Raw genomic sequence first — 18,618 nt, 5'->3', positions numbered from 1 at the left:
CCGAGTGCGCGCTTGCGCACGGAGCCGGGACCCATAACCACAGGACATCGTTGTTGTGCAGGATGGTTCCCCGCGCGTGCCCTGGTGAGGGGCCGCGGAGTATGGGTCCCGGCCTTCGCCGGGACGACACCGAATTTAGTACCCCCGCTTGCGATCGACGAGATTTTCGAGCGCGCCGCCTTGCTCGAAGCGCGCGATCTGCTGCGCGACGTATTTCGAGATCTCGTCGGCGTCGGTGTCGGCGGCGTTGTGTGGGGTCAGCACCACCTTCGGGTGGCTCCAGAACGGGCTGTCTTGCGGCAGCGGCTCGGTCTCGAAGACGTCGAGCGAGGCCGCGCCCAGCGTGCCGTCGTCGAGCGCGCGCAGGATGTCTTCCTCGTTCTGCAAGCCGCCGCGGCCGGCATTGATGATGACGGGCGCGCCGAGCGGGCTGCTACGATTGAGCTTCGCGAACACGTCGCGGTTCAGCACGTGGCGGGTATCCGGCGTCAGCGGAAGCAGGCAGACCAGGATGTTGGTTTCGCGCAGGAACGCTTCCAGCCCTTCGGTGCCATGGTGGCAGGCGACACCGTCGATCCGCTTCTCGCTGCGGCTCCAGCCGACGACGCGGAAGCCGAGTGCGCGGAGCGCTTGCGCCGAGGCCGCGCCGAGCGTGCCGAGCCCCATCACGCCGACGGTGATCGCGCTTGCGGCCCATTGATAGTCCGGGGCCCAGCGCTTCGCTCGCTGCGACTCCCGCAGGTAAAGCTCCTGGCGGTGATGCATCAGCACATGCAGCACGACATATTCGGTCATGCGGTCGGTGAGGTCGCCGACCGCGACCCGCACCAGTGGCACATCGGGCAGCGAACGGTCGGCCATCAGCGCGTCGACGCCGGCGCCGAGATTGAAGATGACGCGGAGGTTCTTGAACGCCGCGAGCTCGCCCGGCTTCGGCTTCCACACCGCGGCATAGTGCACCTCGGCGGGATCGAGCGCGCCGTCCGGCAGCAGCACCACGGGGCGGTCCGGGCAGACCGTGTCGAACCGCGCCTTCCAGCGCGCCGACGACCAGTTTTCCGAGCCGCCATTGATCAGCAGCGCCAGTGCGCCCTTACCCATCTGGATACCTCCAATTTCAATGTGATATGTATCACAGAGCGAGCCTGGCCCGCTCCCTAGTCTCCTGCCATCAACCGGGGAGAACTTCCATGCGCAAGCTGATCCTGATCGCGGCTTTCATCGCAGCCACCGCCGCCACCGCTCACGCCGGCCAGAGCCGCGGCCTCGTGCTCGCAAACGCCGATGCACCCGCGCAGGCGCAACCGGCCGTTGCGCCGGCGCAGGCCGAGACCCAGCCGGCGCCGTCGCAGGCGCAGCCGGCGGAGCCTTCGAGGCAGCAAGCCTCCCGGCCAACGAACAGGAGCCACGCCAACCGCCGGGAGAGCGAAGAAGCCAAGGCGCGCCGGATCGCCGCCCGCTACGGCGTCTACTGGTAGTCGCACCATGAACGTCGTGGTGACGGCATGACGCGCCATCGCCGTGGCCCAAGACGTAGTCAGTCGCGGCGCGCCATGAACGTCGGCCAAATCCATCGCCGATATCCGGAACTTAAATTTCTTTCGCTCCGCCTGTCGGCAGCGGGCATAATCGTTCGTTCTTGCAATGAACGGAGATGCCTTTTCGATGCTGTACGCCATCCTCTGCTATCATGACGAAGACATGGTCGGTTCCTGGAGCAAGGAACACGACGCCTCGGTCATGCAGAAATTGTCGGTCGTGCAGGACAAGCTCGCCAAGCAGGGCCGGCTCGGTCCGGTGGCGCGGCTGCTGCCGACCACCGCGGCAACCACGCTGCGCAAGGAAAACCCGCCGCTGGTGCTCGACGGCCCGTTTGCCGAAACCAAGGAGCAACTGCTGGGCTTCTATCTGGTCGAGGGCAAGAACCTCGACGAGGTGCTCGACATCGCGCGCGACCTCGGCGAGGCCAATCCCGGCGGCACCTATGAGATCCGCCCGGTCGGCTATTTCACTCCGGGGAGCGCAAAGGCGTGAGCATGACCGACACCGCCTGGATCGATGCCGCGCTGACGTCGGCGCGTCCCCAGGCGGTTGGCGCACTGCTGCGCTACTTCCGCAATCTCGATACCGCCGAGGAGGCCTTCCAGAACGCCTGCCTGCGGGCGCTGAAGAGCTGGCCGCAGAACGGCCCGCCGCGCGATCCGGCGGCGTGGCTGATCATGGTCGGCCGCAATGTCGCGATCGACGACATCCGGCGCGGCAAGAAGCAGGAGCCGTTGCCCGACGATGACCAGGCGATCTCCGACCTCGGCGATGCCGAGGAAGAGCTCGCCGAGCGCCTCGACGGTTCGCATTACCGCGACGATATCCTGCGGCTCTTGTTCATCTGCTGCCACAAGGACCTGCCGGCGACGCAGCAGATCGCGCTCGCGCTGCGCATCGTCTCCGGCCTGTCGGTGAAGCAGATCGCGCGCGCCTTCCTGGTCTCGGAGGCGGCGATGGAGCAGCGCATCACGCGGGCCAAGACGCGCGTCGCCGACGCCAATGTGCCGTTCGAGACACCGGGCGCGGTCGAGCGCAGCGAGCGGCTCGTCTCGGTCGCCGCGATGATCTATTTGATCTTCAACGAGGGCTATTCGGCGAGCGGCGATACCGCTCAAATCCGCTCGCCGCTGTGCGAGGAGGCGATCCGGCTGGCCCGCCTGCTGCTGCGGCTGTTCCAGAGCGAGCCGGAGATCATGGGGTTGACCGCGCTGTTGCTGTTGCAGCACGCCCGCGCCGCCGCGAGGTTCGACGCCGACGGCCAGGTCATCCTGCTCGACGACCAGGACCGCAGCCTGTGGAACCAGAAGCTGATCGCCGAAGGCCTCGCGCTGATCGACAAGGCGATGCGCCATCGCCGCAGCGGGCCCTATCAGGTGCAGGCCGCGATCGCCGCACTCCACGCCCGCGCGGAAAAGCCCGAGGATACCGACTGGACCCAGATCGACCTGCTCTATGGCGCGCTCGAGATCATGCAGCCATCGCCGGTGATCACGCTCAACCGGGCTGTTGCGGTCTCCAAGGTGAAGGGGCCTGAAGCCGCGCTCGAGATGATCGAGCCCTTAGCGCCGCGGCTCTCCAATTACTTCCATTATTTCGGCGTGCGCGGCGCCTTCCTGATGCAGCTCGGCCGCAACGAGGAGGCCCGCGTCACCTTCGACCGCGCCATCGCGCTCGCCAACACCACCGCCGAAGCCGCCCATATCCGTATGCATATCGACCGCCTGATGCGCGACAGCCAGCCGCGCAATGTGAAGGCGAAGTAGTCCCCCAACATTGTGCTCGTCATGCCCGGCCTTGTGCCGGGCATCCGCGTCTTTGGATGCCGCGAAGAAGGAAGACGTGGATGGCCGGGACGAGCCTGGCCATGACGAATCTCAAAAATCTTCACCGTCCTTGTCGGCCCCGTTCCCCGTCGTTCGTCATGAAGGCAGAGCATCACCAAGCGTTACGGAGCCCGCCATGCCGACGATCGTCGACACCGAAGTCTCAAAGCCCGCCCGCATCACCGGCCGCGTCGTGAGCGGCGTGGTTATCCTTTTCCTGCTGTTCGATGGCGCGATCAAGCTGTTGCCATTGCCTGTCGTCACCGAGACCATGGACAAGATGGGCTTTGGTGCGAGCGACACGCTGGCGCGCAGCCTCGGCATCATCACCATCGTCTGCACGCTGCTGTACTCGGTGCCGCCGACCTCGATCCTCGGCGCCATCCTGCTCACCGGCTATCTCGGCGGCGCGATCGCGTCCCATGTGCGGATCGGCAGCCCGCTGTTCAGCCACACGCTGTTCGGGCTCTATCTCGGCCTGATGGTGTGGGGCGGGCTCTATCTGCGCGACGGCAATCTGCGCGCGCTGCTTCCGTTCCGCCGCTGAGCTATCCTCTTCATTCATCTACCTGGAGACCATCATGTTCGAGACCATTGCCATCATCGCTGTCATCCTCGCGGTCGCGATCGCCGTCATCCTCGTCCTCGCGGCGACCAAGCCGAGCACATTCCGCGTCACGCGTGCGACCAGCATCAATGCGCCGGCGGAACGGATCTTTCCATTGATCGACGATTTCCGGCAGTGGACGGTCTGGTCACCCTACGAGAACCGGGATCCGGCCATGAAGCGCACCTATGACGGCGCCGGGCGCGGGCAGGGGGCGGTCTATGCCTGGGACGGCAACAAGAATGTCGGCACCGGCCGCATGGAGATCCTGCAATCGTCCGCGCCGTCGAAGATCGTCATCAAGCTCGACTTCCTCAAGCCGTTCGAGGGCCACAACACCGCCGAGTTCACAATGCTGCCGCAGGGAGATGCGACCAGCGTCACATGGACCATGTATGGTCCGGCCGTCTTCATGTCGAAAGTGATGCAGGTGTTCATGAACCTGGATCACATGATCGGCAAGGATTTCGAGGCCGGTCTCGCCAATCTGAAGAAGCTGACTGAAAAATAGCGAGCGTTTTCGAGCGAAGTGGTTTCCGGTTCGCGTGAAGAAAACGCGTCAAAACGAGAATCTAGCCCAGGGAGCATGTGATGCAGGTCAACCCCTATCTCTCCTACGACGGCAATTGCGGCGCCGCGCTGAACTTCTACCAGAAGGTTCTCGGTGCGCGGATCGAGGAAACCTATCCTTACGGCGAGGGCAATCCGGAGATGCAGACGCCGCCCGGCTGGAAGGACAAGATCATGCACGCCAGGGTCTCGATCGACGGCGAGATCATCATGGCCTCCGACGCCCCGCCCGGCCACTTCCAGAAGCCGCAGGGGTTTCACGTCTCGCTGCAGGTCGAGGATCCCAGGGAGGCCGAGAGCCGCTTCAAGGCGCTGTCCGAAGGCGGCACGGTCACCATGCCGTTCGGCAAGACCTTCTTCTCCAACGGCTTCGGCATGTGCGTCGATCAGTTCGGCATCCCCTGGATGGTGAACTGCCCGCAGCAGATGTAGGCCGCACGCCCGGTCGGGACCGTCATCCTGAGGTGGCCGCTTTTTCAGCGGTCCTCGAAGGATCGACGGCCCGGCTGTTGCGACTGCGGGCTGAGCCATCCGGGCCGTGCATCGTTCGAGGCTCGCCCAGCGGCGCAATTGCGCCGCAAGGCTCGCACCTCAGCGATGACGGGTTTGGGATCGCAGCGTGGGCATGGCGTCGACGTGCCTTTGCCCACATTACAAGCTGCAATTCTCACCTGCACCGCGGATAGATCGCCGCGAGCTCGCGGCCGCGCAGCAGCAGCAGGCGTGAGGTCAGGCCGCCGCGGCGCACGATCCAGCCGCGCACCGGCGCCGGATAGGCCTCCAGCACCGCCTCGGATGCTTCCGGCTCCGCATAGGTTCGGCCGCGCCGGTCGATCGAACGCGCGGCGTGGAAGCCGAGCACGGCGCGCCGCGTCACGCAGATGCGGTCGCCCGGCACCATCGAGAGCACCAGCGTGCAGGCCGACAGGCACGGCCCGTCGATCACCACGCGCTCACCTGACTCGCGCACCTTGTCGAACAGTTCGATAAACGGGCCGACCTGCCCGCCGGGGCTGGCGAGGATGCGGACGTCGGCCTGCGCGCAGCCAATCGTTGCGCAGAGGGCTGCCGCCGCGACAAACATTTTCATCAGCGCAATCCCTGCCGACGATGCGGTCGAGGTCCCGCCGCATCCGAAGCCGCAAGGCTCGCGCCCGAATGGGGCATCGTCAAGACCGATGCCCCATTCGCGATGACAGGCGGGCTCAGGCTGCCCGGTTCTTGAGCGCGCCCACGATCGCCGTGAGCACTGCGCCGGCGACGCCGCCGCCGGCGACCTGTCCGATGATGCTGCCGATGTCAGGCGTCGCGCCGGAATTGGCGAGCAGCGGAATCAGCATACCCAGAAGCTGTCCGCCCGCGCCGCCGCCGATGGCGCCCGCGATGGTGTTTCCGAGCGTGCCGAGATCGATGTTCTTGGCCGCTCCGGCGGCGACATTGCCGCCGACGGCTCCGCTGATGACTTGAATGATCAGATTGATGAGGACTCCCGACATGACGCGATTTCTCCCCGGTATCTGGTTCAGCATGGCTGAGGCGCCGAATGGCGTCCCACCGGCGCAGACGTTAGGCCTGCGGCGCGCAGAGGTCATGCTGCGCACGCGAAGATTGCGGCCCATGCGGGCGGTATGCACCGGCTTTTTGGGGATTGGTTCGGCTAACCTGCAGCTTTAGCCCGCGCCGGAGACGCCGGCCTCGGCAAAGGTCGCCATGCCGCCATGACAGGCGAGCGCCGCGCGCAGCAGCAGGATCGCAACCCCTGCGCCGGAGGCTTCGCCGAGCCGCATCTCGAGATCGAGCAGGGGCGCGAGCTGCAGTTCGCGCAGCAGCTGGCGATGGCCGAGCTCGGCCGAGACATGCCCGGCGCGGCAATGCGCGAGGCTATCAGGCGCAAGCCGCGCCAGCGGCAGCACCGCCGATGTCGCGACGAAGCCGTCGAGCAGCACCGGGATCGATCTTGCCCGCGCTGCCAGCACGGCGCCCGCGATGGCCGCGAGCTCGCGGCCGCCGAGCGCGACTGCGACTGCGAGCGGATCGTCGAGCAGGCTGCGATGCAGCTTCAGCGCGGTATCGATCACGGTGCGCTTGCGCAGCAGGCCGGCATCATCGACGCCGGTGCCGCGGCCGGCCCAGCGCGCGCCGCGCCCGCCCATCAATGCCGCGCACAGCGTGGCGGCGACCGTGGTGTTGGCGATGCCCATCTCGCCGACGACGAGCAAATCGCATCGCTCCGGCACCGTGCGCCAGCCGGTGTCGAAGGCGACGAGGAAATCGGCGCCGTCCATCGCCGTCGCCATCGTGAAATCGCGGGTCGGACGTGCGAGCTCGAGCGGCTCGACGCGCAGCTCGGCCCCGGCAAGCCTGGCGATCTGGTTGATCGCGGCACCCCCCGCGGCGAAATTCGCCACCATCTGCGCGGTGACTTCAGAGGGAAAGGCAGAGACGCCGCGCTCGGCGATGCCGTGATTGCCGGCGAACACGGCGATCGTGACCTGGTCGAGCCGGGGGATCTCGCGCCGCTGCCAGCGCGCGAGCCAGATCGCGACCTCTTCCAGCCGGCCGAGGCTGCCCGGCGGCTTGGTCAGGTTCTGCTGGCGCAGGGTAGCCGCCGCGGCGCTCGCCGCGTCGCCTTCGGGCAGGTCGCGACAAAAGCTGCGGATGTCGTCTAGAGTACTGAACTGCATGCGATTCCCTCGTCGAGCGGGCCGCAAACTAAAGCATGATCCGGAAAAGTGTGAAGCGGTTTTCCGACAAGATCATGCTCAAACAAGAAGCTAAAGCGCGATGAGATTCAGCCCGATCTCATCGCGCTTTAGTTCAATTTTCAGGCCTCCACCATGAATCAATGGCTCGACGATCTCAGGACCGCCATCGCCTTTCTGACCCGGCTGCCGATGCCGCATCCGGACGGGGCGCGGCCGGAGGGCTTTGCCCGGGCGCAGCGGCTGTTCCCCCTGGTCGGGGCCGGCATCGGGGCCGCGATCGGCCTGTTCTGTCTGCTGCTGCGGACGATCGGCGTGCCGGACCTCGCCGCGGCGGCGCTGGCGCTCGGCGCCGGCGCGCTGTTGACCGGCGCACTGCATGAGGACGGGCTCGCCGATCTCGCCGACGGGTTCGGCGGCGGCCGCGATCCAGCGGCCAAGCTCGAGATCATGCGCGACAGCCGGCTCGGCACCTATGGCGCGCTGGCGCTGGTGGTGAGCTTTGCCACCAGGCTTGCGGCGCTGGCGGCACTTCCCAACGGCATGGTGGTGCAGTGCCTGATCGCCGCGCATGCGCTCGGCCGCGGCGTGTTGCCGTGGATCGCGATCAGCCTGCCCTACGCGCGCAAGGATGGGCTCGCTGCCAATGCCGGCCGGCCCGATGGCACGATTGCAGTGGTCGCAGCCGGCATCGCGCTGGTGATCGCACTCCTCGCTCTGCCCTTCGGCAGCGCGCTGCTGGCGGCGATCGCGGCCGGCGCGAGCGCGTTGATCATGGCGCTGCTGGCAACGCGGCAGATCGGCGGCCAGACCGGCGACGTGCTTGGCGGGGCAGAGCAGGTTGCGGAGACCGCGATCCTGGTGTTGCTCGCAGCGCGCCTCAGTTAGAACTTTTCGAGCGAAGCGGATACCGGTTCGCGTGAAGATGATGCGACCCCACGCAACAGCCGGCGCGAAATTCAGCTATGGGCCAGAACTGGAAGCCGCGCAGATCGAGGCGTTGTTGCGGGACAAGACATCGATGAGCATTGCATCGACCATCACCATTCGTCGTAGAGCCACTCCCTGGGGATTGGAGGCCGCGCTCTTGCATACGGGGGCTGAGACGTCCGCTCGGGCTTGCGCACGCCAGGAGTCGGCGGCGTCGGAAGCGGTAACGGCTTCGGTTCGGAGACCTTCGCTAGCGTCCGTTTCATTTCTTCCTGGCTCGCCTTGAGTTCCTCAATGGCTTTGGAGCTCGCGCGGGCCATCTGTTGCTGGTCCGCCTTGAGCTGCTCGATACTTCGCTCCACATTTTCGAGGTTGCGGGCGATCGTTTGCAGCAGCTGCGCCTGGTCGGGAAGAGCTGTATTGGCTGCCGGCGCGGCGTCCTGCGGCGGTGCGGTCTGAACCGGGGGCGTCGCTTGGGGTGGAGCAGCGTCTGCCGCTGCGACCTGAACGGTGGGTGCAGCGGGCTGCGCCGCAAGCGGCGGATTATCCGGGGGCAATGATGGAGTTGAAGCGAGCTGAGGCACCCAACGGGCGACAACCTGCTTGGCTCCTCTACCATACGACGATTGCAAAGCCAGTGCAGCAACAAAGATACATGCTGCCAGCGACAAGCCGGCGAGAGCACGGAACCCCGGCATTCGGCGCGGCGATAGCGAGCGAGGTCCGGAAGAGGTAGGGCCAGGCTCGGAAGCGGCAGGGTTGGGTCCGACCGAAGGCGGGGCAGGTTGCGCCGGAGCTGGGGACGCGGCATCGCGCTCCATTCTTGCAAGCTGTTCACTCAAGCGCGCGAGCTCTTCATTGGCGCGCGTGATCTGCTTGTGGGTTTCTGCGAGTCTTTCGTCGGCGCGCGTGGCCAAGCCATCGTTCGATTCGACTGGGTTCGGGGTGGGGGTGGAGTTCACTGGCGCTTCCCTTTCCATCCAATGTCACCCAAGCGTGCCGACTCGGTTATCCGTTAGGGTCGATCAGCCCCCAGCACTCCCGTCAGTCTTGTCCAAAAAATGGCCGGATGATAGCGGGCTTGAGGTCTCGTGATAATGGAGGGGGACCAGCTCGTGCCGAGCACGCTAACGCATTTCCGCCTTGCCCGATAAATCAGGTATCAACTGGTCAGAATGGAAGGGCTCCTGCAGCGATGAACCGCGAAACGCATCTCTGGCTGATCCGCCACGCGCCGGTCGACGGTCCGCACGGCGTGATCCATGCGCCGGATGCGCCCGCGGACCTCGGCGATGTCGCGGCCTTTGCAGCGTTGCAGGCGATGCTGCCGGTTGACGCTGTCGCGGTCTGCAGTCCGGCGCGGCGCACAAGTGAGACCGCAGCAAAACTGGGCCTTGCGGCAACGGAAGACGACGCCTTTCGCGAGCAGGATTTTGGCGACTGGACCGGCCGGCGCCACAGCGAGATCGAGGCCGAACTCGGTGCGGCGGCCTATCGCGCATTCTGGCAATCGCCGGGGACCAACCGGCCGCCGCGCGGTGAAAGCTTCGCCGATCAGATCGCGCGGGCGCGGGCAGGGCTGGCGCGCCTGCCGGCCGGCGACGTCGTGCTGGTCGTGCACTCCGGCACCATCCGCGCGATCCTCGCAATCGCGCTCGAGCTGGCGCCGGAATTGGCGCTGCGCTTCGTCATCGATCCGCTGTCGCTGACCCGGATCGACCGGCTTGAGAATGCCTGGCGTGTTGTTGCAGTGAACCTGCCGCCGCTACCAACCCCGTCATCCTGAGGTGCGAGCTCTTGCGAGCCTCGAAGGATGCACGGCCACCAGCCGGGCCGTCGACCCTTCGAGGGCCGCTGAAGAAGCGGCCACCTCAGGGTGACGGTGAAAGAGCGAGGCTGCTTCTACAAAAGTGCCTCACCCATTCCGCCGCTGGCCGCGCAGGGTCGGCAGGCCGATGCCGGCGGCATCGAAGCCGCCGTCGACGGCGAGGATCTGGCCGGTGATGTAGCTGGCGCGATCCGAGCACAGGAAGAAGATCGCTTCCGCCAGCTCCTCTTCCAGCCCATAGCGGTTGAGCGGGATCGCGTCGTGGTAGTCGGCGCGGATCTCCGGCGTGTGCACGGCCTTGGCCATCGCGGTCTCGACCGGCCCGGGCGCGACGCCGTTGACGCGGATGCCGAGCGAGGCGAGCTCGACCGCGAGCTGCTTGGTGAGATGCGCGAGGCCGGCCTTGCTGGTGCCGTAGGCCGAGCGCAGCGTCGAGGCGCGCACCGCCGAGATCGAGGTGATGTTGACGATCGCGCCGCCGCCATGCTCGCGCATCACAGGCGCGGCCGCCTTGGTGCACAGGAACGGGCCGGTGAGGTTGACCGCCATGATCCGGTTCCAGTCGGCGTCGGAAGTCTCCAGTACCGGCGTGAACACGGCGATGCCGGCGTTGTTGACGAGCGCATCGAGCCGGCCGAAGCGGTCCGTGATCGCCGCGATCGCTTTGGTTACACCGGCGGCATCCGATACGTCGCAGGTCAGCGCCAGCGTGGTGTCGGGCTGCTTCAATGCCGCGACCGCGGCGCGCAGCAATTCACCCTCGATGTCGAGCAGCGCGACGCGCCAGCCGTTGGCGAGAAAGCGTTTCGCTGCGGCGAGCCCGATGCCGCGCGCGGCGCCGGTCACGAGTGCGACTTTGGGGGAAGCGGAATTCATCGGATGGTCCATCGGTTCGGGCAGCAAGTCCCGACCGTCTGCGACCTTTGTCCGGTGATGTCAACCGGACCTGTTTCCCGTCACCCTGAGGTGCGAGCGCAGCGAGCCTCGAAGGGTGCACGGCCACCGGCCGGGCCGTGCATCCTTCGAGCCTCGCCCAGCGCCGTAAGCGCGCCGCTGAGCTCGCACCTCATCAGGATGACGGGGACAAGTTTGAGTGGATCATGAGAGAACGGCTATTCCATTCTGCTCTTGACCACGATGTAGGTTGCTTCATCCTGCAGATGTGACAATGACGAGATCATCGCGATGGGCATCTACGTCTACATGCTTCGCTGTGCTGACAACTCGTTCTATGTCGGCAGTGCCACCGGCGATGATCTTGCGCCTCGGATCGATCAGCACAACGCCGGCGCTTATCCCGGCTACACATTCACCCGGCGACCAGTTGTGCTCGTCTGGTCGGAGCATTTCGATCGCATCACACGGACGGCATCGCGGCGGAGCGCCAGATCAAGGGTTGGGGCCGCGGGAAGAAGGAAGCTTTGCTGCGATCGGACTGGACGACCATCAGCCAGTTGTCGCGCCGACGTGGCGGCGCCGCGCGCGGTGATTCTCTCCCCGTCATCCTGAGGAGCCGCGAAGCGGCGTCTCGAAGGATGCACGGCCCCCAGCCCGGGCCGCGCACCCTTCGAGGCTCGCTCCGCTCGCACCTCAGGGTGACGGGGAGAAAGTCATCGCACCGCAACCTAAGCCGCGAGCTCGGCGGAGGCGCGCTGCATATTGGTCGACATGTCCTGCGTCACGATGCTCTGCTCCTCGACCGCGGCGGCGGTGGAGGTGATGTATTCGTTGACGCCGGCGATCGCTGCCTTGATCTCGGACAGCGAGGTGACCACTTCGGCGGCGATCGAGTTCAGCGCATCGATCTCAGAGGAGATCGTGTCGGTCGCCTGCTTGGCCTGGTTGGCGAGGCTCTTCACCTCGGAGGCCACCACCGCGAAGCCGCGTCCGGCTTCGCCCGCTCGGGCCGATTCGATCGTGGCGTTGAGCGCGAGCAGGTTGATCTGCCCGGTGATGCTCGAGATCATCTCGACGATGCCGCTCATCGCCTGAGCTGCGGCATTGAGCTTCTGAGCCTGTCCGTCGGCGGCCTCGACGCGGCCGGTGGCGACCGCGGCGTTCTGCTTCGACTTGGTCATGGTCTCCGAGATCTCGCGGATCGAGGCGCTCATCTCCTCGCTGCCGGCGGCGACCGCCTCGATCAGGCCGCGGGCGCTGTCGGCCTTCTTGCGGCCGATCGCCTGCGCGGTGATGTCGGTGGCGTATTTCACCACCTTGTAGGGCTTGCCGTTGAGATCGAGGATCGGGTTGTAGGAAGCCTGGATCCAGATCTCGCGGCCGCCCTTGGCGATGCGCTTGTATTCGGCGGCCTGGAACTCGCCGCGGTTCAGCGCTCCCCAGAACTCGCGGTAGCCCGCCGAGTTCGCCTCGACCGGCTCGACGAACATGCTGTGATGCTTGCCCTGAATCTCGGCGAGCAGATAACCCATCGCTGCAAGGAAGTTCGGGTTCGCGGTACGGATGGTGCCGTCCATGTTGAACTCGATCACGGCTTGCGACTTGCCGATCGCGTCGATCTGGCCGTCATTATCGGCGGCCTTCAGCTTCTGCTGCGTGACGTCGGTCGCGAACTTGACGACCTTGAACGGTTTGCCGCGGTCGTCGAGGATCGGATTGTAGCTGGCGAGGATCCAGATCTCCTTGGCGCCCTTGGCGAGGCGCTTGAACTCGCCGGTCTCGAGCTCGCCGCGGTTCAGCCGCGCCCAGAACTCGCGATAGGCCGGGCTGTCGCGGTCGGCCGGCGGCATGAACATGCTGTGATGCTTGCCCTGGATCTCGGCGAGCGAGTAACCCATCGCGCCGAGGAAGTTCTCGTTGGCATTGACGATGGTGCCGTCCATGTTGAACTCGATCACCGCCTGCGCGCGGCCGATCGCGGCGATCTTGCCGGCGTCTTCCATGCTGTGGATCTTCTGCGCGGTGATGTCGGTGGCGAACTTGATGACGCCGACCGGCTTGCCGTTCTTGTCCAGGATCGGATTGTAGGAGGCCTGGATCCAGACCTCGCGGCCGCCCTTGGCAATGCGCTTGTACTGCGCGCCCTGGAATTCGCCGCGGTTCAGGCTCGCCCAGAACGCGCGATAGTCGTGGCTGTCGCGATACGCCGGCTCGACGAACATGCTGTGGTGCTTGCCCCTGATCTCGTCGAGCGAGTAGCCCATCGCGTTCAGGAAGTTTTCGTTGGCGGTGACGATGGTGCCGTCGAGCTTGAACTCGATCACCGCCTGCGATTTGCCGATCGCTGCGGCTTGCGCCAGCGCACTGTCGATGTTTGCCTTGTTGCTGAAACTGAACATCAGGGCTCCGTGAAGTTTCAAATGAAACGGGATGGGAAATTGGATCGACGCAACTCACGGAAAGGTTGCAGCGAGCCGTTTAGCATCGGTAAAGCCTGCGGCCTGGCACGGACTGCATAACGCAGCGCGGCGCGCGCGCATCTATCTCAGTTTGCGAAGCAATTTTTTGATCTGCACGCTATCATTCATAGTCGGGATGCGATGTTCACCGTAATCTTACGGATGAAAATTGGTGACAACTTTTGTCTGATGCAGATGATCGCAACGCGTCCACTTCAGCAACGCTGATAGACCTATTACGAGCGTTGATATTGCCGACTGCTTCACGGATCGATTCAGCACCGCGATTCGCGTGCTCAACGAATGCGAGTCGCGTCGATGCCCGCTCGCGGCGCCGGGCGACGGGCAAAATAATTTCCGCACGAGATGTCGGCAGAGCGGTTTCCGGTTCGTCCTCCGGGTACTGGTTCCACGATGGAGTTCTAATGTCGCTCACACTGCATTACCACCCGCTGTCGTCGTTCTGCTGGAAGGCGCTGGTCGCACTTTACGAGAACGGCGCGCCGTTCACGCCGAACATGGTCAATCTCGGCGATCCCACCGAGCGCGCGGCGCTGCTCGCGCTGTCGCCGATCGGCCGCTTTCCTGTCCTTCACGACGAGGCGCGCGGCGAGGCGGTGCCTGAATCGAGCATCGTTATCGAATATCTCGACCGGCACTATCCCGGCACCGTCAAGTTGATTCCTGACGACCCGGAGCTTGCGTTGCAGACCCGGCTGCGCGACCGCTTCCTCGATCTCTACGTCCATCTGCCGTTGCAGAAGATCGTCGGCGACCGGCTGCGTCCGGCGGACAGCAAGGATCCGCGTGGCGTCGCCGAAGCGCGGGCGCAGCTCCGCACCTCCTATGCGATCCTCGACCAGCAGCTCGCGCAAGGCGGCTGGATGATGGGTGAGCAGGTTTCGCTGGCCGACTGCGCCGCCGCGCCGGCGCTGTTCTACGGCAACAAGGTCGAGCCGATCGGGGAGGGCCACCCGCATCTGGCGGCCTATCTCGAGCGGCTGATGGCGCGGCCGTCCTTCGCGCGCGTCCTCAAGGAAGCCGAGCCCTATTTCGGCATGTTCCCCAAGGAAGACTGAAAAGGAAACCTGAAAAAGGGAACCTGAGGTCCGATCAGGACCCCGAAAATAAATGCGGCGCGATGTCGTTTTCGCGCCGCCCCGTTCGTCTTCTCCCTGAAGCCCGGGTTCTGGAGCGCCGGTCGCGCCGAGGGGCCCGGGCGACATCTGTGTGGAGACGACATGGCTGCAGCTGGCAACAGGGCCGAGATCATCCGCGGGATCTTCGCCGCCTATCTCGCCAATGACCGCGCGAGCGTCGAGGCCGCGTTCGCGGAGGATTTCCGCTTCTCGACGCCCTATGGCGAGAACATCGACAAGCCGCGCTATTTCGCCGAGTGCTGGCGCGACTCTGGCTGGATCGGCCGTCACGAGATCGAGCGCATCATGGTCGATGGCGTTGAGGCCTACGTCACCTATCGCTGCGTCGCCCGCGACGGCAAGAGCTTCCGCAACACCGAGTTCTTCGTGTTCGACGGCGACAAGGTGTCGCGCATTGACGTCTATTTCGGTCCGTCGCATCAGGACGGCGAACTGGTCAGGCAGGATCGATAAGGCAGCGCCGGTGATATCGCTCGCGCGATCGTCGCAGGCGAGCCCGAATTCTGCGAAGGAAACCTGGAAAATGTCCATTGCGAGTGAAAGCAGCGGCCTGTCGCAGGCACGGCTTGGACGCATGCGCGAAGTGCTGGCACGCCATGTCGATGGTGGCGACGTTCCAGGCCTCGTGGCGCTGGTCAGCCGCCGCGGCGAGATCCATGCAGATGTGCTTGGCCGCATGGCGATGGACGGGCCGCCGATGCAGCGCGACACCATCTTCCGCATCGCCTCGATGACCAAGCCGGTGACGGCGGTCGCCGCAATGATCCTGGTCGAGGAATGCCGGCTCAAGCTCGATGATCCCATCGATCGCTGGCTGCCCGAGCTCGCCGATCGCCGTGTGTTGCGCACTATCGAATCCGAGATCCACGACACGGTGCCGGCCAAGCGCGCGATCACGCTGCGCGACCTTCTCACCTTCCGTCTCGGGCTCGGCATGATCCCGGTGTTTCCGGCGCGCTATCCGATCCAGATGGCGATCGCGGATGCCGGCTTTGCGCCCGGGCCGGTGTTTCCGTCGTTTCCGCCGGACGAATTGCTGCGCCGCTACGGCACGCTGCCGCTGGCCTATCAGCCCGGTGAACGCTGGCTCTACGACGCGGGGAGCCAGATCCTCGGCGTCCTGATCGCGCGTGTCGCAGGAACCTCGTTCGCCGGCTTCCTGGAAGAGCGGATCTTCGGGCCGCTCGGCATGAACGATACGGCTTTCCATGTGCCGCAACATAAGTTGTCGCGATTTGCGACGTGCTATGGCGGCGATCCTGCGACCGGCACGCTGAAAGTGTTCGACCAACCTGCGACCGGCAAATTCGCGGCGCCGCCGGTGTTCGAGAACGGCAGCGCCGGGCTGGTGTCGACCGCGGATGATTTCAACGCCTTCGCGCAGATGTTGCTCAATGGCGGACGGCTCGGTACCGAGCGCATTCTGTCGCGTCCCTCAGTGGAGCTGATGACTTCGAACCAGATCACGCCGGAACAGAAACTTGGCTCCGAGTTCTTGCTCGGTCCGTGCGGCTGGGGCTTCGGGCTGTCGGTGTTCACCGCGCGCGACGATCTCTGCCATGTGCCGGGCCGCTACGGCTGGGACGGCGGCTATGGCACCTCCTGGTATTCCGACCCGCGCGAAACGATGACCGGAATCCTGCTGACCCAGCGCATGATGGATTCGCCGCAGCCGCCCGCGGTGTTCGCCGATTTCTGGACGCTCGCCTATCAGGCGATCGATGACTAGCCTGGAGTGCGCGTCAATGACCTCGAGAATAATTTCAAACGCCGTGTCGGAATCGCAGACTCAGCATCGTCGTTCAATCGAGCGCCGGTGCTGAGATCGGCTCAGAGACAACGGAGCAGGACGATGAAGTTCATGGTGATAGTGAAGGCGAACAAGGATACCGAGGCCGGCGTGATGCCGAGCACCGAGCTGCTCGCCGCGATGGGCAAGTTCAACGAGGAGATGGTCAAGGCCGGCGTGATGCAGGCCGGCGAGGGCCTGCATCCGACCAACAAGGGCGCGCGCGTCAAATATGCCGGCGGGCAGAGCACCGTGAGCCACGGACCGTTCAGCCCGACCGGCGATCTTGTCTGCGGCTTCTGGCTGATCGAGACCAGGTCGCTCGATGAAGCGATCGACTGGATGAAGCGCGCGCCGTTCGGCGGCGGCTCCGAGATCGAGATCCGCCAGGTGTTTGCCGCGGAGGATTTCGGCGAGGCGCTGACGCCCGAGTTGCGCGAGCAGGGAGAGCGCCTGCGTGCGCAGGCCGGAAGGAAGTAATGACTTCGTCATGCCGGGCTTGCGCGTCCAAATCGGCTGTTGCCGACTTGGACAAATACCAAGCGCCGAATTCGGGTAAACTCGAATTCGGACGGCGCATTCCTGAAATGACGGGGATGAGAACTCCACGTGATTCAACTAGCAAGAAAGTCCGACCAATGCGTTTCATGATGCTGATGATCCCGCTCGGCTACGAGTCCGCGCCGGCCAAGCTCGAGCTCGACCCGGAACGGGTCGCCGCGATGATGCGATACAATCAGGCGCTGAAGGACGCCGGCGTGCTGATCACGCTGGAAGGCCTGCATCCGCCGGCCTCAGGCGCGCGCGTCAAGTTCGACACCGGCCTGCCGGTGGTGATCGACGGTCCGTTCACCGAGGCCAAGGAAGTGATCGGCGGCTTCTGGATGATCGAGGTCGCCTCGCGCGCCGAAGCGATCGCATGGGCGAAGCAGTGCCCGGCCTCCGCCAACGAGATGATCGAGATCCGCCAGGTGCAGGAGATGGCGGATTTCTCCGAGGAAGTGCAGCAGGCGGCCGCGACCTTCGAACATCCGCAGGGCGGCTGGGGCAAGGCGCTGCGCTGAATTTCAAACGAAACGCGATGCCGCCGCAAAAGCGGCATCGCGTCCCCAACTGATTGTCAAACCACAACGGAGAAGCACGATGAGCAATGACACCTTCCTCGCGGTCTATCTCGGCGGCGGCAAATCCGGTTCGCGCATGGCAGCCTGGAACGCGCTGCCGGAGGCCGAACGGCGTGCCAAGGAGCAGCAGGGCATGGCCGCCTGGGGCGCCTGGGTCGAGAAGCACCACGACGTGATCGTCGAGATGGGCGGGCCGCTCGGCAAGACCAAGCATGTCGGCGCCGGGGGCACCGCCGACATCGCCAATCTGATGACCGGCTTCACCGTGGTGCGCGCGCCCACCCATGAGGCGGCGGCAAAGCTGTTCGAGAACCACCCGCACTTTTCGATCTTCCCCGGCGAGGCCGTGGAGATCATGCCGGTGCTGCCGATCCCGGGGCGATAGTCCCCGGGGCGCTGGAGCGCCAAGCTCACCGTACCTCTCCCGCTTCCCGCGGGAGAGGGCTCCGTTCCGGAGAACGAGCGTCGGCTTGTTCGATCTACCGACAAGCTGCGTGCATTGATCCGCCCGACATCGCCCTCAAATCATGCCGGCCCAAGCAAATCTGAAAAACCGGGTGGAGGTCTCGCGCCATGGCGAAGCTCGTCTTCGGATTGAACCAGTCGCTCGACGGCTATGTCGATCATCAGGTCATGCTGCCGGACACCGGGCTGTTTCGTCACTTCATCGAGCAGGTGCGCGGCGTGACCGGCATGATGTACGGCCGCCGCATGTACGAGGTCATGCGCTATTGGGACGAAGACCTCCCTGACTGGGATGCGGAGGAGCGCGACTATGCGGCAGCGTGGCGGAGCCGGCCAAAGTGGGTCGTGTCGCGCTCGCTGAAGTCGGTCGGACCCAACGCGACGCTCGTCGAGGGGGACCTCGCGGCGGCGGTGCGCGGGCTGAAGGCCCGGCTCGACGGCGAGATCGAAGTCGCCGGACCGGAGCTGGCGGGGAACCTGACCGAGCTCGGCCTGATTGACGAGTATCGAATCTACCTCCGGCCCATCGTGCTTGGTCGCGGCAAGCCGTTCTTTGCCGGCCCACGCGCGCCGCTCCGCCTCGTGGCAAGCGATCGGCTGGGCGAGAACACGCTCAGGTTGATCTACGTCCCCGCCTAGACCCGCAATGCGCCTGACGGCTTGGCGAGGCAGTCCTCGACGCCGTTCGGCCAGCCGGTCCGTTAATCTTGATGAACCGC

The 18,618-nt window shown here is 65.2% G+C and carries 22 protein-coding genes and 1 pseudogene; 16 read left to right on the top strand and 7 right to left on the bottom strand.

The annotated features are described in order from the left end of the window. Positions 1-135: 135 nt before the first annotated feature. Positions 136-1,101 carry a glyoxylate/hydroxypyruvate reductase A gene (locus JQ573_RS18490; protein ID WP_212313967.1) on the bottom strand — a complete coding sequence of 322 codons (966 nt, stop codon included), beginning with the start codon at positions 1,099-1,101 and terminating at the stop codon, positions 136-138. Between the two features lie 89 nt (positions 1,102-1,190). Between JQ573_RS18490 and JQ573_RS18485 the strand changes: the two genes are divergently transcribed. The 6 genes from JQ573_RS18485 (at position 1,191) to JQ573_RS18460 (ending at position 4,977) form a co-directional block, all read left to right on the top strand. Then, positions 1,191-1,478 carry a hypothetical protein gene (locus JQ573_RS18485; RefSeq protein ID WP_212313965.1) on the top strand — a complete coding sequence of 96 codons (288 nt, stop codon included), beginning with the start codon at positions 1,191-1,193 and terminating at the stop codon, positions 1,476-1,478. Between the two features lie 187 nt (positions 1,479-1,665). Further along, a complete protein-coding gene (locus tag JQ573_RS18480; RefSeq protein ID WP_092126677.1) occupies positions 1,666-2,034 on the top strand; it encodes a YciI family protein in 369 nt (122 codons plus the stop codon). Continuing rightward, positions 2,031-3,308, top strand: a complete 1,278-nt coding sequence (locus JQ573_RS18475; RefSeq protein WP_212313963.1) for an RNA polymerase sigma factor — start codon at positions 2,031-2,033, stop codon at positions 3,306-3,308. The genes JQ573_RS18480 and JQ573_RS18475 overlap by 4 nt, the downstream gene beginning before the upstream one ends. 196 nt (positions 3,309-3,504) lie before the next feature. After that, complete coding sequence (locus JQ573_RS18470) at positions 3,505-3,915, top strand: DoxX family protein (protein WP_212313961.1); 411 nt, start codon at positions 3,505-3,507, stop codon at positions 3,913-3,915. A gap of 34 nt (positions 3,916-3,949) precedes the next feature. Beyond that, positions 3,950-4,486, top strand: coding sequence for an SRPBCC family protein (locus JQ573_RS18465; protein WP_212313959.1), 537 nt, complete (start codon positions 3,950-3,952; stop codon positions 4,484-4,486). 80 nt (positions 4,487-4,566) lie between these two features. After that, positions 4,567-4,977 (top strand): VOC family protein, encoded by a 411-nt coding sequence (locus tag JQ573_RS18460; protein ID WP_212313958.1) that lies wholly within the window; start codon positions 4,567-4,569, stop codon positions 4,975-4,977. A 235-nt stretch (positions 4,978-5,212) separates the two neighbouring features. Here JQ573_RS18460 and JQ573_RS18455 read toward each other — a convergent pair whose 3' ends face one another. The 3 genes from JQ573_RS18455 to cobT all read right to left on the bottom strand — a co-directional run bounded on the left by JQ573_RS18455 (position 5,213) and on the right by cobT (position 7,229). Continuing rightward, the gene (locus JQ573_RS18455; protein ID WP_212313956.1) at positions 5,213-5,635 is read right to left on the bottom strand and encodes a hypothetical protein; all 423 of its coding nucleotides are present in this window, start codon (positions 5,633-5,635) and stop codon (positions 5,213-5,215) included. Between the two features lie 115 nt (positions 5,636-5,750). Then, positions 5,751-6,041 carry a hypothetical protein gene (locus JQ573_RS18450; RefSeq protein WP_016842535.1) on the bottom strand — a complete coding sequence of 97 codons (291 nt, stop codon included), beginning with the start codon at positions 6,039-6,041 and terminating at the stop codon, positions 5,751-5,753. Between the two features lie 174 nt (positions 6,042-6,215). Beyond that, positions 6,216-7,229: a nicotinate-nucleotide--dimethylbenzimidazole phosphoribosyltransferase gene (gene cobT, locus JQ573_RS18445; RefSeq protein WP_212313953.1), complete on the bottom strand. Its 1,014-nt coding sequence runs from the start codon at positions 7,227-7,229 to the stop codon at positions 6,216-6,218. A 153-nt stretch (positions 7,230-7,382) separates the two neighbouring features. Between cobT and cobS the strand changes: the two genes are divergently transcribed. Next, entirely contained in the window at positions 7,383-8,135 is a 753-nt protein-coding gene (gene cobS, locus JQ573_RS18440; protein ID WP_212313951.1) for an adenosylcobinamide-GDP ribazoletransferase, read from the top strand. 152 nt (positions 8,136-8,287) lie between these two features. Here the strand turns inward: cobS and JQ573_RS18435 are convergent, their stop codons facing one another. Then, positions 8,288-9,139, bottom strand: coding sequence for a hypothetical protein (locus JQ573_RS18435; RefSeq protein ID WP_212313949.1), 852 nt, complete (start codon positions 9,137-9,139; stop codon positions 8,288-8,290). A gap of 233 nt (positions 9,140-9,372) precedes the next feature. Between JQ573_RS18435 and JQ573_RS18430 the strand changes: the two genes are divergently transcribed. Beyond that, positions 9,373-9,963, top strand: coding sequence for a histidine phosphatase family protein (locus tag JQ573_RS18430; protein WP_212313946.1), 591 nt, complete (start codon positions 9,373-9,375; stop codon positions 9,961-9,963). A gap of 129 nt (positions 9,964-10,092) precedes the next feature. Here the strand turns inward: JQ573_RS18430 and JQ573_RS18425 are convergent, their stop codons facing one another. Further along, entirely contained in the window at positions 10,093-10,881 is a 789-nt protein-coding gene (locus JQ573_RS18425) for an SDR family NAD(P)-dependent oxidoreductase (RefSeq protein WP_212313944.1), read from the bottom strand. A gap of 309 nt (positions 10,882-11,190) precedes the next feature. On the opposite strand from JQ573_RS18425, the pseudogene JQ573_RS18420 reads away from it, so the two are divergent. After that, positions 11,191-11,480: pseudogene (locus JQ573_RS18420) on the top strand (GIY-YIG nuclease family protein); the annotation flags it as partial. A gap of 150 nt (positions 11,481-11,630) precedes the next feature. Here JQ573_RS18420 and JQ573_RS18415 read toward each other — a convergent pair. Further along, complete coding sequence (locus tag JQ573_RS18415) at positions 11,631-13,301, bottom strand: PAS domain-containing methyl-accepting chemotaxis protein (protein ID WP_212313942.1); 1,671 nt, start codon at positions 13,299-13,301, stop codon at positions 11,631-11,633. A 485-nt stretch (positions 13,302-13,786) separates the two neighbouring features. Between JQ573_RS18415 and JQ573_RS18410 the strand changes: the two genes are divergently transcribed. The 7 genes from JQ573_RS18410 (at position 13,787) to JQ573_RS18380 (ending at position 18,538) form a co-directional block, all read left to right on the top strand. Continuing rightward, entirely contained in the window at positions 13,787-14,440 is a 654-nt protein-coding gene (locus tag JQ573_RS18410; protein ID WP_212313941.1) for a glutathione S-transferase family protein, read from the top strand. 162 nt (positions 14,441-14,602) lie between these two features. Then, a complete protein-coding gene (locus tag JQ573_RS18405) occupies positions 14,603-14,974 on the top strand; it encodes a nuclear transport factor 2 family protein (RefSeq protein WP_212313939.1) in 372 nt (123 codons plus the stop codon). Between the two features lie 70 nt (positions 14,975-15,044). Then, positions 15,045-16,250: a serine hydrolase gene (locus tag JQ573_RS18400; RefSeq protein WP_212313937.1), complete on the top strand. Its 1,206-nt coding sequence runs from the start codon at positions 15,045-15,047 to the stop codon at positions 16,248-16,250. Positions 16,251-16,373: 123 nt separating this feature from the next. Beyond that, positions 16,374-16,790: a YciI family protein gene (locus tag JQ573_RS18395; RefSeq protein WP_212313935.1), complete on the top strand. Its 417-nt coding sequence runs from the start codon at positions 16,374-16,376 to the stop codon at positions 16,788-16,790. A gap of 158 nt (positions 16,791-16,948) precedes the next feature. Further along, on the top strand, positions 16,949-17,374 hold the full coding sequence (locus tag JQ573_RS18390; RefSeq protein WP_207833036.1) for a YciI family protein: 426 nt from the start codon (positions 16,949-16,951) through the stop codon (positions 17,372-17,374). A 79-nt stretch (positions 17,375-17,453) separates the two neighbouring features. Next, complete coding sequence (locus JQ573_RS18385; RefSeq protein WP_212313933.1) at positions 17,454-17,819, top strand: YciI family protein; 366 nt, start codon at positions 17,454-17,456, stop codon at positions 17,817-17,819. 188 nt (positions 17,820-18,007) lie between these two features. Beyond that, positions 18,008-18,538 (top strand): dihydrofolate reductase family protein, encoded by a 531-nt coding sequence (locus JQ573_RS18380; RefSeq protein ID WP_212313931.1) that lies wholly within the window; start codon positions 18,008-18,010, stop codon positions 18,536-18,538. Positions 18,539-18,618: the final 80 nt, after the last annotated feature.

Source organism: Bradyrhizobium sp. AUGA SZCCT0105 (genome assembly GCF_018129565.1).
In the GTDB taxonomy this organism is placed as follows: Bacteria; Pseudomonadota; Alphaproteobacteria; order Rhizobiales; family Xanthobacteraceae; genus Bradyrhizobium.
Note: the sequence above shows the minus strand (reverse complement) of the source record. Positions and strands in the feature narration are given on the sequence as shown.

Excerpts from the sequence above, each read along its gene's own strand:
- JQ573_RS18490 (WP_212313967.1), bottom strand. The coding sequence starts at position 1,101 with ATGGGTAAGGGCGCACTGGCGCTGCTGATCAATGGCGGCTCGGAAAAC.
- JQ573_RS18485 (WP_212313965.1), top strand. The coding sequence starts at position 1,191 with ATGCGCAAGCTGATCCTGATCGCGGCTTTCATCGCAGCCACCGCCGCC.
- JQ573_RS18480 (WP_092126677.1), top strand. The coding sequence starts at position 1,666 with ATGCTGTACGCCATCCTCTGCTATCATGACGAAGACATGGTCGGTTCC.
- JQ573_RS18470 (WP_212313961.1), top strand. The coding sequence starts at position 3,505 with ATGCCGACGATCGTCGACACCGAAGTCTCAAAGCCCGCCCGCATCACC.
- JQ573_RS18465 (WP_212313959.1), top strand. The coding sequence starts at position 3,950 with ATGTTCGAGACCATTGCCATCATCGCTGTCATCCTCGCGGTCGCGATC.
- JQ573_RS18460 (WP_212313958.1), top strand. The coding sequence starts at position 4,567 with ATGCAGGTCAACCCCTATCTCTCCTACGACGGCAATTGCGGCGCCGCG.
- JQ573_RS18455 (WP_212313956.1), bottom strand. The coding sequence starts at position 5,635 with ATGAAAATGTTTGTCGCGGCGGCAGCCCTCTGCGCAACGATTGGCTGC.
- JQ573_RS18450 (WP_016842535.1), bottom strand. The coding sequence starts at position 6,041 with ATGTCGGGAGTCCTCATCAATCTGATCATTCAAGTCATCAGCGGAGCC.
- cobT (WP_212313953.1), bottom strand. The coding sequence starts at position 7,229 with ATGCAGTTCAGTACTCTAGACGACATCCGCAGCTTTTGTCGCGACCTG.
- cobS (WP_212313951.1), top strand. The coding sequence starts at position 7,383 with ATGAATCAATGGCTCGACGATCTCAGGACCGCCATCGCCTTTCTGACC.
- JQ573_RS18430 (WP_212313946.1), top strand. The coding sequence starts at position 9,373 with ATGAACCGCGAAACGCATCTCTGGCTGATCCGCCACGCGCCGGTCGAC.
- JQ573_RS18425 (WP_212313944.1), bottom strand. The coding sequence starts at position 10,881 with ATGAATTCCGCTTCCCCCAAAGTCGCACTCGTGACCGGCGCCGCGCGC.
- JQ573_RS18415 (WP_212313942.1), bottom strand. The coding sequence starts at position 13,301 with ATGTTCAGTTTCAGCAACAAGGCAAACATCGACAGTGCGCTGGCGCAA.
- JQ573_RS18410 (WP_212313941.1), top strand. The coding sequence starts at position 13,787 with ATGTCGCTCACACTGCATTACCACCCGCTGTCGTCGTTCTGCTGGAAG.
- JQ573_RS18405 (WP_212313939.1), top strand. The coding sequence starts at position 14,603 with ATGGCTGCAGCTGGCAACAGGGCCGAGATCATCCGCGGGATCTTCGCC.
- JQ573_RS18400 (WP_212313937.1), top strand. The coding sequence starts at position 15,045 with ATGTCCATTGCGAGTGAAAGCAGCGGCCTGTCGCAGGCACGGCTTGGA.
- JQ573_RS18395 (WP_212313935.1), top strand. The coding sequence starts at position 16,374 with ATGAAGTTCATGGTGATAGTGAAGGCGAACAAGGATACCGAGGCCGGC.
- JQ573_RS18390 (WP_207833036.1), top strand. The coding sequence starts at position 16,949 with ATGCGTTTCATGATGCTGATGATCCCGCTCGGCTACGAGTCCGCGCCG.
- JQ573_RS18385 (WP_212313933.1), top strand. The coding sequence starts at position 17,454 with ATGAGCAATGACACCTTCCTCGCGGTCTATCTCGGCGGCGGCAAATCC.
- JQ573_RS18380 (WP_212313931.1), top strand. The coding sequence starts at position 18,008 with ATGGCGAAGCTCGTCTTCGGATTGAACCAGTCGCTCGACGGCTATGTC.